The sequence below is a fragment of the Nocardia goodfellowii genome (assembly GCF_017875645.1).
GTDB lineage: Bacteria > Actinomycetota > Actinomycetes > Mycobacteriales > Mycobacteriaceae > Nocardia > Nocardia goodfellowii.
The window spans coordinates 3,844,985-3,855,857 of record NZ_JAGGMR010000001.1 but is presented as its reverse complement, the minus strand read 5'-3'; the positions used below and the strand labels follow the sequence as shown (position 1 = coordinate 3,855,857).

The window sequence follows — 10,873 nt, the reverse complement described above, 5'->3', positions numbered from 1 at the left end:
TTTCACCATGGCGTCCACCCCGTCAGCGTCGTAATGGTTTCGGTTTGCGGCCTACCGTCCGGACCGGGAACCGACTGCAAGCGCCAGTCCCCGTCGATCCACACCACTGCCAGCTGGGTGGCGACCCACCTGTTGCCGCCACCCTCGCCGGCTTGCGCGCGGGTAGCGATACGCATGGTCGCCCGCTCCGGTGTGTAGTTCTCGATCCGGAACGCGTCGGAGGCGACCAGCCACTTGCTGGCGGACTCTGGAAGCTGTTCCGGCACACCGCCTTCGGCGATTTTTCGAGCATAGGTCGCCTGCTCCTGCGCGGTCAGCACCATCTGGCGCGCACGCAGCTTCCGGTCCGCGGGACGCGCGTTGGCGCGGTACATGATCTGCGCACCGGCCAGGATCGCGCCCTGCGGAGTACGGCTGTAACCGAGGGCGAGACCGTCCTCGATCCGAGCCGGGCCGTCCGAGGTGGAGAACGGAACCGAGACGCCGTAGACGCGTTGCCAGCCGCCTTCACCGCGCGTCCCGACCGGCGCCGCGGTCAGCCAGTCCGGGTCGGCGGAGGTGCGCTGCTGTCCGGCGTGCTGCGGAAGTGCTTGGCCCGCTGGGTTGTTCGGGATGTCGACGCGGCGCCCGAAGACGTCGACCGCCGCACCCGCGAAACCGAGCGGCGCGGGTGCGGGTGCGGCGGTGGTCCCGTTCAGCGGACCGGACGACGCGTTCGTCGCCAGCACCCGAGCATCGTCGGGCTCCGGGTTGTCCCGCAGCGCCGATACGGTCACGCCCACCGCCACGAGCACGGCCACGGCGGCCGCCAAGCCCAGCAGGGTCAGCCGGGAGCGGCGCGGGTTGCCGCGCGGGCCGCGAGTCACCATTTGGTCCACCCCGCCAGCGACTCGATCATCTCGGTCTGCGAACCGCTGGAGGTGGCGGGCTTGAGCCGCCAGTCCCCCGCGTCCCACACCATCACCAACCGCATCGCGGCCCAGAGCTGTTTGCCGTCGACGACCGGACCGCGGGTGGCCAATCGGAGGATGGCGAGGTCGTCGGCGTAGTTCTCGATCTTGAACGCGTCGGAGGCGACGAAGTATCGAGTCACCTTCTCCGGCTGCTGCTTCGGCAGGCGGTTCTCGGTCAGGGCCTTGTCGTACGCGGCGATCTGCTGGGCCGAGACCCGCACCTGCCGCACGTAGAGGTCGCGGTCGGCCGGGCGGGCGTTGAGCCGGTAGGTGATCTGCGCGGCGGCCAGCGCGGCGCCCTGCGGCGTGTGCGCGTACCCGACCGCCAGACCGTCCTCGATCCGGGTGGGCCCGTCCGAGGTGGAGAACGGCACCGACGCGCCGTAGACCCGCTGCCACCCGTGCGGCTGCGTGGTCCCGGCCGGCGCGGCGGTCAGCCAGTCCGGATCGGCGGGCTTGCGCTGCCGCCCCGGATCCTGCGGAAGCGGTTGTCCCGCGGAGTTGTTCGGGACATCCACGCGCCGCCCGAAGAGATCCACCTCCGGATCGGTGAAACCCTGTCCGGTACCGGCGGTGCTCGCGGCCGGATCCTCGATCGGTCCGCTCTGATCCCGGGTGAAGAACATGACCGCGCCGACGATCACGATCAGCGCCAGCACCGCGGCGGACGCGATCGCGCCGAAGGAGACCCGGTCGCGCGGATACGCCGGCTCCTTCTCCTTCGCGTTCATGGCTCCACCTCGCTGTCGCTCGGCCCCGCCATGCCCGCGACACGCTGCGACATGATTCGGTCGCGGTGCTCCCTCATGGTTTCGGTGCCTCCAACTTGACTATGTCGCTGGGTAATTCGGTGATCGCGTCGATGGGCCGGGTGGTCGAGCCGGGGTCGGGCAGGCGCAGCCGCCAGTCGTCGAGGAACCATTCGACGGTGGTGTGGTTCACCGCCTTGGAGCCGTCGGAGTATTCGCTGTAGATGTCCACTGCCGTCTTCTGTGGGGTGTAGCCGATGATCTTGTAACCGAGCAGGCGGGGCGCGTATTCGGGTGCGGCCGGGCCGGTGATGGACAGCTGGACGCGGTTCACCGACCATTCGTCGCGGGCCGGCCCGGGAACGACTTCCTGGGCGATGACTTTCGCCCACTGATTGTCCGGGGCGACCGACATCCGCACGGTGTGGGTGATCGCGGCGACCGCGGCACCGGCCGGCGATCGCGCGAACCCCGTGGCGGCGCCGTCGGCGGTCGACTTCGGCCCCTGGTCGGTCTGCGGCAGCGCGACACCGTGGTAGCCCTGCCAGCGGACGCCGCTGGGGCCGGTGGTGATATCGGGCGCGGGCTCCTGATCGGAGCCGCAGCCGGTCACCAGCGCCAGCACCGCGAGCCCGACCAGCCCGGCCGCGGGCCGGTGGCGGGCCCGCCGCCGAACGGCGCTGTCACCCACGGTCTTTGTCATGTCGGTAGGAACGCCAATGCGATCCCCGAGGCCGTACTCGCGACCGTCGCTCCGATCAGGCTCATCAGCACCCCGTGGGTGGCGTCGTTGACGGCCATATCGCTGCGGAAGGCGATCCAGAGCCGGCCGGCGGAGAAGATCATCCAGGCCAGGCAGATCAGGAGCACAAACCACAGCAACCAGTTCAGCAGCTGCATCAGCGGTTCCAGGACCTCCGAGGGCAGCTGCTTGTATGCCAGCAGCACAGGGGAATGGCAGCCGACGGAGTCCGCGCAGTCGGCGGGATGGGTGAGCACAGTATTGGTCATCAGGTACCTATGAGTGCGTTCATGATGGTGCCGGCACTGGTGGCGATCACGCCACCGATCATGGCCCCTGCCACCATCTTCGGCGATTCCAGACCGCCGCCGGTCCACTTCTCCCACGCGAACTTGCCGCCCGCGTACACGATTCCGCAGATGCCCGAGAGCAGCACGAACCAGGTGAGGTAGCTGACCAGCTGCAGGAACTTCTCCGACCCCGGGGGCGCCTCTGGTGTCGGGTTACCGACCTGCGCCAGCACGGTGCCATACGTGTCCTGCACGGCGAAGAGTAATGAGCTCATCGGGTGCCTTTCTCGAAATCCGAAGGTTCGGCGACCTGCCTCACGGCTCCTCCCCCTCCTCGAAAGCTGTACGGGCGTCGATCTTTTCGCGAACGGTGGCGACAATATCGGCACCGATCTCGCGGACCTCCAGCGGTACCTCCGCGAGCGGGTCGATCTTGCGTTTACGTTCCGGCAACGGGTCGCCCGGTGACCATACGGGCAGCGCGTCGGCCTCGACCAGAGTCCATTCCTCGTACCACGGGACCTGCCACATCGGCCCGGCCAGCGAGCCGACCACGTCGCGGTAGCGCCGGATCTCCACCGGCATCCGGCCGGGTCTCGCGGCGACGGTGATCAAACCGAGCACCTCCGAGGGACCGCCGAAGCCGAAGTGATGCTGGCGCAACAGATCATGGGCGCGCGTCAGCCCGGCGATGGTTTCGCGGGCGACCAGCACGACGTAGGGAGATTCCCGCTCGAACACGCCGGGCCAGCGACGGCTCGAATCCGCCGCGGGCGCCAGCACATGCGCTAGCGTGGTCGCTCCGGCACCACCGTGCACCCCCAGCAGCCATACCAGCGGGGCACGGCCGATACCGGGTACCGGGCGATCCCAGACGGGGGCACGGCGGGATTCCGGCGGGGCGATGACACCCGCCGGCTGCGGAGTTTGCTTGCGCTGACCTAGTTTCGACATGGCGGCGGTCATGATGCCACCCCCGCCAGTAGGCGCCCATAGGCTCGTCGAGTCTCCGGAGCCAGAGCGGAGTGCCGGACCAGCTCACCGCGCGCCAGATGCGGATCGTAGGGAATCTCGCGGATATCGCGGACCCAGCCCGACAGGTGTTCGCGCAAATGGTCGGCAATGCGGGAGTCCGCGCCCGGTAGTTGATGTGAGATCACGATGGTGGTGTCACCCACGATGCCGCCCCCTTGACCTTCGGTAGCGTCCCCGTACTGGTCGTCCAGCCATTCCAGGGCGACGCGCAATCGGTTCGCGGCGTCGGCGCGGGCCGGGATGGCTAGCACCAGAGCCACATCCGAGTCATCTAGGAGCGGACGTAGTTGCCGCCCGGCTATCGCGCTGCCGCCGTCGTACACACCGGTGAACCCGGCGTCGTCGATGGCTCGCGCCACCGTGAGGTATGTCGCACGGCGGCGCAGCGGAGCCGCGTCCCGCCAGAGCAGGCCGATGCCCGAGGTCGCCAGCGACAGACATTCCTTCACCGGCGCCGGCTCGTCGTTGCCGCGTCCGTACAGCCACGACTGCAGGCTGATCGGATGCAGGTGCTCGTCGGCGCCGCGCAAGGCCAGATCGCTACCCGCGGCGGTCGCGTCCACCGCCACCGTCGGCGTACCGGCCATGCCCAGCTCACCCGCGATACCGAGCGCCGTCGTGGTGACCCCCGCACCACCGCAGCCGCCTACCACCAGAATCGGGCGTTGCGCGCCTTGCGTCTCGTGCTGTTCCTCGGTGCCTGTAGCGCCCCCGCCCTGCTTGTTCCGCCGTAACCGCACCACCGGAGCCTTCGACCGCGCGGGCTTGTCCGGCGCCACACCCGCCTCGGGTGTGTCGTCGAGCCAGCGGCTCCAGTCGTCTCCCATCGCTCTCAGCTCTCCTTCATCCGGCCGCGATACCCGTGATCAGGGTGCGGCCGCCGATCACCGCGGTGGTGACCGTCTGCTTGTTGTACGTCGCCGGTACGCCGCCCGGCCGCTGCTCGGTGATCTCCACCGAATACTTGTTGTCGCCGAGCGCCACGATGCGCACGCAATGTGTGGTGCCCGCCGGAATCGTCTCGATGCCTTTCTGAATCACCTCGGCGGGAGAAACGGAGGCGCCCGGCGCGACGACCTGGACCGCGCGTTCGGCGTCCCGTTCCACGTAGTAGGCGTACTGGAAGGACAGGATGGCGTCAGGGCCGGAGCCGGTGCCGCCGGGTTGGGAGCTGCGTACTTCACGATCGGTGCGCTCCACCGGGCACGTGGCCGCCGGATCGGACTGCGCGCTGCCCGCCGTGAATTGCAGGGAATCGCGCGGCGAGCCCGCGCTGTCGTTGCCGCCGGACGATTTCAGCAGCCACACCGCGCCCGCACCCGCGAGCACGAGCAGCAGCACCGCGACGACGAGGACCGCGAGCACCCGGCCGCGGCCCGCCCGCGATCGCCGGGCGCGGAGCCCGACGGGCTCTTCGTCATCGTCGTCGTAGTCGTCGTCCGGCCAGGGGAAGCGGACCAGATCGGCGTCGCGGTCGTAGTCGTCGGCCGCGCTCGGCGCGTGCCCGCCGACCCAATCCGACCAGCCGCCGGTGAATTCGCTGCGCCGCGAGGCCAGGTCCGGGGGGACCTCGGCGCGGGCGCGGGCCACCTCCGGGTCGTCCGGGTCGGGTTCGCGGATGTAATGCGGGTATTGGGCCGGGCCGTCGTCGTCGGTGCGGAACTCGTCCTCGCGTACCGACGCGGGGGCTTGCGTGCCTGTCTCCGGTTCCAGGGCGGGGAACCACCGTGACAGCTCTTTGTACGACTTCAACATTCCCCCCTTCCCGCGGAGCCGGGCAACTGGTGTCGCATCGGTTCGGACCTCTCGGCGCTCAGTTCGTCAAGGACGGGTTACTAGATCTGGGGGTGCCGGGTACCGCGGTGGGCGAAACCGAATCGCCACTGGATGGGGCGCGATCGGCTCCGTTCCCGAACGGAAATTGTCCCGTACCGGAAGGGTTCGGCGTAGTCGACGCGCCGTTAGCGGGTACCGATAATCGGGGCGTCGGCGTGGTACTCACGGTCTGCGGCGCAGCGCCGCTACCGAGCGTTTCGTCCAGATCCCGGGCCAGCGCGGCGAACCAGTCGGCCACGAAACGCACCGGCGCGTCGCCGCCGGCGGTGACCGCCGCGGAGTCGTAGGCGCCGTGCCGCTGGACGGTCTCCCAGTACTTCACCCAGGTGGTGACATTGAGCAGTTCGCTGTTGTCGGTGATGTTCTGGACGACGGCGGTGAACGCCTGGGTGACCAGGCGCGAGATGGTGGTCGGCGGAATCAGTTGCGGGATCGCGCCGAGCAGTTTGGCGCCCAGCAAGGCCAGCCCCGCGACCGGGTTGGCCAGGCCCGCGGTGGCGAGTTCGGCGATGGTGGCGGGGTTGATGACCGCCTTCACCACCGTGACGACCGCGTTCAGGCCGATCATGCCGACCTTCAGCAGGGCCTGGAAGGCGCCGTTGATGTCGAGCGGGGAGCGGGGGTCGGACGCGTCCGCCAGACGCTCGGAGATCGACTTCTTCGGCGAGATCGACAGATTCGACAGCGAGCTGCCGGAGATGTCCTCGTTGACCACCTTGGCGACGGTCTTGATCGAGGTGTAGGCCAGCGCCTGCGCCACCGAGACCAGGGAGGCGATCGGGTCGCCACCGCTGACCTGGGCCTGGCCCGCGATATTGGCCACCGCCCGCAGGATCGGCGCGCCCTCCGGGGCGTCGCACGAAAGATCGCCCGCCGTACAGAAACTCGCGACGCGCCCGGTAAGAGCCGCGAAGTTCTCGGCCGTGTCCCGTTCCGGGGCGATGCCGCCGCCGGCGGCCGGGGTCTGGTTCAGGGCGGCGATCGAGGCGATCTCGTCGCCATCGGTGCCCGGAGCGGCGTCGGGGTTCGTCTTGCCCGGCGAGCCCGGGAACAGCGGAGCGCCCGTATTGCGGGTGGGATCGCCGAAAAGCGCTACGGCGGCGACCTTGTCGGCCGGGACCACGCCCTTGCTCTGCCCGACCTCCTGGGCGAACAGCGAAGCCACGTGCGCGCCCTGGGAGTAGCCGACGATCGCCAATCTGGTTCGCGGGCAACGGTCCACGACCGACTGGGCCATCGAGCGGAGCCTGGTCAGGCCATCGGACACCGACTGCGCGTAGGGCGTGGTGCCGCCGTTGGTGAAACCGCCGAAGCTGGATTCGTAAGGCACGTAGGCCCGATCGACCAGGCCGGTGTCGCCGGCCTGGGCCAGCAGCGGACGGAAGACGGTGGACAGCATCCCGGTGTCGGTGCTCGGCGCGGCGTCCGGGGAGGACTCGCCCGTGCCCTGAATTCCCAACGCGTACAAGGCCGGACAGCTATCTATCGCCAGACTCGTGGAAGGAGCCGGAGCAGGGGGCTGAGCGGTGGCCGGACCGGTACCGGCGAATGCCACAGCAACGGCGAGTGCACTGAGCACCCCCGCGATTCTTGCCGGGTAATTGGCCATAGCGATTCGCAATCAATCCGTATTGCCACAGGTGAATCTTGACGCCCTCAAACGCATTCGACGGTAACAGATTCCGGCTATGACTGCCGCCATCGCGGAAAGTTTCCACCTATACACCGGAGATGCTGAACACAGGACGGCGCGGCGCCGGAATGTATCTGACGGATTTCCGATCACAGGATCGCTGCCGCAACTCCCCGGCGAAGTGTGCGCGGACTCGGAATCCGGTGTGGTACCGGACAACTGGGCCAGCCATGGTTCGCTTGTGGGAGGAAATGTACCCACAACGCAACGAATTCATACGCGCGACACGCGCCCGTTACCCAGCGTTAAGTTGCGGAAGTAACTCGGTAGACGTCGTAGACGCCTTCCACATTGCGCACCACATTGAGCAAATGGCCCAAATGTTTCGGGTCGCCCATCTCGAAGGTGAACTTGCTGATCGCGACCCGGTCGCCGTGCGTGGCGACCGAAGCGGACAGGATGTTGACCTTCTCGTCGGCCAGCACCTTGGTCACATCGGAGAGCAGACGGGTGCGGTCCAGCGCCTCGATCTGGATGGCCACCAGGAACACCGAGGACGGTGACGGCGCCCATTCCACCTCGATGATGCGCTCGGATTGCTCCTGTAGCGAGCCCGCGTTGGTGCAATCGGTGCGGTGCACCGACACCGCGCCGCCCCGAGTCACGAAGCCCATGATCTCGTCACCCGGGACCGGCGTGCAGCATTTGGCCAGCTTCGCCACGGTGCCCGGCGCGCCCGGGATGAGCACGCCCGCGTCACCGGTGACGCGCTGTCTGCTCGGGGTCGTGGAGGGCGTGGAGCGTTCGGCGAGTTCGTTCTCCACATCACCGATGCCGCCGAGCTGGGCCATGAGCCGCTGCACGACGTGGTGCGCGGACACCTGGTGCTCACCGACCGCGGTGTAGAGCATGGAGATGTCGGTGTAGTGCAGTTCGTGGGCGACCGCTGTCATCGCGTCGACACTCATCAAGCGCTGCAACGGAAGTCCGACGCGGCGGACCTCCTTGGAGATCTGCTCCTTACCGGATTCCAGGGCCTCCTCGCGGCGCTCCTTGGCGAACCACTGCCGGATCTTGGCCTTCGCGCGCGGCGAGACGACGAAGTTCTGCCAATCCCGGCTCGGGCCGGCGTTCTGCGCCTTGGACTGGAAAACCTCGACCACTTCACCGTTTTCGAGCTGCCGCTCCAGGGCGACCAGGCGGCCGTTGACGCGCGCGCCGATGCAACGGTGCCCGACCTCGGTGTGCACCGCGTAGGCGAAGTCGACCGGAGTCGACTTCTGCGGCAACGTGATCACATCACCCTTCGGGGTGAACACGAAGATCTCCGGCGACTTCAGGTCGAAACGCAGCGACTCCAGGAACTCCGCCGGATCGGCGGCTTCGCGCTGCCAGTCCAGCAGCTGGCGCATCCAGGCCATATCGTCGACTTCGGTCGAGTCGCTGGAGTGCTTGCCGCGCGTCTCCTTGTAGCGCCAGTGCGCGGCGATACCGAACTCGGCGGTGCGGTGCATGTCCTGGGTACGGATCTGCACCTCCAGGGGCTTGCCGTCCGGACCGACGACGGTGGTGTGCAGCGACTGGTAGACCCCGTAGCGAGGCTGGGCGATGTAGTCCTTGAACCGGCCCGCCATCGGCTGCCACAGCGAATGCACCACGCCGACCGCCGCGTAGCAGTCACGCACCTCGTCGCAGAGGATGCGGATACCGACCAGGTCGTGGATGTCGTCGAAGTCCTTACCCTTGACGATCATCTTCTGATAGATCGACCAGTAGTGCTTGGGCCGGCCCTCGACGATCGCCGTGATCCGTGAGGCCGCAAGGGTATTCACGATTTCGGCGCGGACCTTGGCCAAGTAGGTGTCGCGCGACGGCGCGCGATCGGCGACCAGACGCACGATCTCGTCGTATTTCTTCGGGTGCAGGATCGCGAACGCGAGATCCTCCAGTTCCCACTTCACCGTGGCCATGCCCAGTCGATGCGCAAGCGGCGCAATGACTTCCAGCGTCTCCTTGGCCTTCTTGGCCTGCTTCTCCGGCGGCAGGAAGCGCATGGTGCGCATGTTGTGCAACCGGTCGGCGACCTTGATCACGAGCACGCGCGGATCGCGGGCCATCGCGATGATCATCTTGCGGATGGTCTCGGCCTCCGCGGCGGCGCCCAGGTTGACCTTGTCCAGCTTGGTGACACCGTCGACCAGGTGCGCGACCTCCTGGCCGAAGTCGCTGGTCAGCTGCTCCAGCGAGTAGCCGGTGTCCTCCACGGTGTCGTGCAGCAGCGCCGCGACCAGCGTGGTGGTGTCCATACCGAGTTCGGCCAGGATGTTGGCCACCGCCAACGGATGGGTGATGTACGGGTCACCCGATTTGCGGAACTGATGCGCGTGCCGCTCGTCGGCGACATCGAAGGCGCGCTGCAGCAGCGTCAGGTTCGCCTTCGGGTACAACTCACGGTGCACCGAGGCGAGCGGCTCCAGCACCGGCTTGACCGCGGCGATGCCACGCTGACCGGTCATCCGCCGGGCCAGGCGGGCCCGGACCCGCCGCGAGGCGGAGGTGGGAACGGCCGCGGCGGTACCGGGCTCACGCGCGGGCGGCTTGGCGGCGGGCGGCTTCGGGGCACCGGGCATATCGGCCGGGGTGGGGGCACCGTTCGACTGCGGGGACGATGCCGATTGCCCGACATTCGCCTCGCCCAAGTGTTGAGCCATGCCACCACCTCTCCGCGCCTCGATCGCAACACCCTATCCGACCGTCGCAACCGCCCAGATCACCACTTTAGTCCCGGTGCCGGACCAGCGACCGATAGGTGAATCCCGGGTTGGTACCGAACCCGAATCCTGTTGACACATTTCGCGGATTGTGGCTGGCTGAGGCCGTGACCGTTCGCGTTGCCGCCGTCGCCGACCTGCACATGCGCCCAGCCGTCGCCGGGAAGTTCCGCCCAGAGTTTCTCCGGCTCGCGGAACACGCCGACATACTGCTCCTCGCGGGCGACCTCACCGAGGGCGGGCGAATCGCGGAGGCGGAACTGCTGCGTGCCGAACTGGCCGGCGTCCCGGTCCCCATGGTCGCCGTCCTCGGCAACCATGACCACGATCGCAAACAGGGCTACCGCATCGCGGCCATGCTCGGTGCGCTCGGCGTCCGCATGCTCGAAGGTGAGTCGACAGTCCTCGAGGTGGCGGGCGTCCGGGTGGGCATCGCGGGCGTCATGGGCGGCAGCGGCGGCTTCCCCGGACATCCCGGCGATCCCGAGAACGCCAATCCCGAACATCGGGAACGGATGCGCCGCGGTCCGCTCGACGCCGAGCTCTTGCGGCAGACGCTCGAGACCCTCGACACCGACATCCGCATCGCCCTCATGCACTACTCCCCCGTGGTCGACACCCTCGTCGGCGAACCGATCCGGATCTACCCCGGGCTCGGCTGCCACGAGCTGGCCACCGCCATCGACCGGGGCGCCGCCGACCTCGCTGTCCACGGCCACGCGCACGCCGGCACCGAGTCCGGGCAGACGCCCGGCGGCGTGCCCGTCCGCAACGTCTCCTACCCGGTCCTGCGCCGTCCCTACGCCGTATACATCGTCGAACCCACCGAGACCGTCCCGCCCCCGGCCGGGGCCGCGTTGTAGG

General features: G+C 68.3%; 11 protein-coding genes. 1 reads left to right on the top strand and 10 read right to left on the bottom strand.

What is annotated here, in order from left to right:
- Positions 1-2: 2 nt before the first annotated feature.
- The 10 genes from BJ987_RS17615 to BJ987_RS17570 all read right to left on the bottom strand — a co-directional run bounded on the left by BJ987_RS17615 (position 3) and on the right by BJ987_RS17570 (position 9,949).
- Positions 3-869: a DUF8175 domain-containg protein gene (locus BJ987_RS17615; protein WP_209891051.1), complete on the bottom strand. Its 867-nt coding sequence runs from the start codon at positions 867-869 to the stop codon at positions 3-5.
- Complete coding sequence (locus BJ987_RS17610; protein WP_209891048.1) at positions 863-1,684, bottom strand: DUF8175 domain-containg protein; 822 nt, start codon at positions 1,682-1,684, stop codon at positions 863-865. Before BJ987_RS17610 ends, BJ987_RS17615 begins: the two co-directional genes overlap by 7 nt.
- Before the next feature lie 73 nt (positions 1,685-1,757).
- A complete protein-coding gene (locus BJ987_RS17605; RefSeq protein ID WP_209891044.1) occupies positions 1,758-2,405 on the bottom strand; it encodes a DUF8175 domain-containg protein in 648 nt (215 codons plus the stop codon).
- Positions 2,402-2,713 (bottom strand): hypothetical protein, encoded by a 312-nt coding sequence (locus BJ987_RS17600; RefSeq protein WP_245366012.1) that lies wholly within the window; start codon positions 2,711-2,713, stop codon positions 2,402-2,404. The genes BJ987_RS17605 and BJ987_RS17600 overlap by 4 nt, the downstream gene beginning before the upstream one ends.
- Positions 2,713-3,009 carry a hypothetical protein gene (locus BJ987_RS17595; RefSeq protein WP_209891041.1) on the bottom strand — a complete coding sequence of 99 codons (297 nt, stop codon included), beginning with the start codon at positions 3,007-3,009 and terminating at the stop codon, positions 2,713-2,715. Before BJ987_RS17595 ends, BJ987_RS17600 begins: the two co-directional genes overlap by 1 nt.
- A gap of 40 nt (positions 3,010-3,049) precedes the next feature.
- A complete protein-coding gene (locus BJ987_RS17590; RefSeq protein ID WP_209891038.1) occupies positions 3,050-3,700 on the bottom strand; it encodes a hypothetical protein in 651 nt (216 codons plus the stop codon).
- The gene (locus BJ987_RS17585; protein WP_209891035.1) at positions 3,697-4,596 is read right to left on the bottom strand and encodes a MinD/ParA family ATP-binding protein; all 900 of its coding nucleotides are present in this window, start codon (positions 4,594-4,596) and stop codon (positions 3,697-3,699) included. Before BJ987_RS17585 ends, BJ987_RS17590 begins: the two co-directional genes overlap by 4 nt.
- Before the next feature lie 16 nt (positions 4,597-4,612).
- Complete coding sequence (locus tag BJ987_RS17580; protein WP_209891032.1) at positions 4,613-5,524, bottom strand: DUF8176 domain-containing protein; 912 nt, start codon at positions 5,522-5,524, stop codon at positions 4,613-4,615.
- A gap of 58 nt (positions 5,525-5,582) precedes the next feature.
- A complete protein-coding gene (locus BJ987_RS17575) occupies positions 5,583-7,214 on the bottom strand; it encodes a cutinase family protein (protein WP_209891029.1) in 1,632 nt (543 codons plus the stop codon).
- 329 nt (positions 7,215-7,543) lie between these two features.
- On the bottom strand, positions 7,544-9,949 hold the full coding sequence (locus tag BJ987_RS17570) for a RelA/SpoT family protein (RefSeq protein ID WP_209891027.1): 2,406 nt from the start codon (positions 9,947-9,949) through the stop codon (positions 7,544-7,546).
- A 167-nt stretch (positions 9,950-10,116) separates the two neighbouring features.
- Between BJ987_RS17570 and BJ987_RS17565 the strand changes: the two genes are divergently transcribed.
- On the top strand, positions 10,117-10,872 hold the full coding sequence (locus tag BJ987_RS17565; RefSeq protein WP_307869654.1) for a metallophosphoesterase family protein: 756 nt from the start codon (positions 10,117-10,119) through the stop codon (positions 10,870-10,872).
- Position 10,873: the final 1 nt, after the last annotated feature.

Excerpts from the sequence above, each read along its gene's own strand:
- BJ987_RS17615 (WP_209891051.1), bottom strand. The coding sequence starts at position 869 with ATGGTGACTCGCGGCCCGCGCGGCAACCCGCGCCGCTCCCGGCTGACC.
- BJ987_RS17610 (WP_209891048.1), bottom strand. The coding sequence starts at position 1,684 with ATGAACGCGAAGGAGAAGGAGCCGGCGTATCCGCGCGACCGGGTCTCC.
- BJ987_RS17605 (WP_209891044.1), bottom strand. The coding sequence starts at position 2,405 with ATGACAAAGACCGTGGGTGACAGCGCCGTTCGGCGGCGGGCCCGCCAC.
- BJ987_RS17600 (WP_245366012.1), bottom strand. The coding sequence starts at position 2,713 with ATGACCAATACTGTGCTCACCCATCCCGCCGACTGCGCGGACTCCGTC.
- BJ987_RS17595 (WP_209891041.1), bottom strand. The coding sequence starts at position 3,009 with ATGAGCTCATTACTCTTCGCCGTGCAGGACACGTATGGCACCGTGCTG.
- BJ987_RS17590 (WP_209891038.1), bottom strand. The coding sequence starts at position 3,700 with ATGACCGCCGCCATGTCGAAACTAGGTCAGCGCAAGCAAACTCCGCAG.
- BJ987_RS17585 (WP_209891035.1), bottom strand. The coding sequence starts at position 4,596 with ATGGGAGACGACTGGAGCCGCTGGCTCGACGACACACCCGAGGCGGGT.
- BJ987_RS17580 (WP_209891032.1), bottom strand. The coding sequence starts at position 5,524 with ATGTTGAAGTCGTACAAAGAGCTGTCACGGTGGTTCCCCGCCCTGGAA.
- BJ987_RS17575 (WP_209891029.1), bottom strand. The coding sequence starts at position 7,214 with ATGGCCAATTACCCGGCAAGAATCGCGGGGGTGCTCAGTGCACTCGCC.
- BJ987_RS17570 (WP_209891027.1), bottom strand. The coding sequence starts at position 9,949 with ATGGCTCAACACTTGGGCGAGGCGAATGTCGGGCAATCGGCATCGTCC.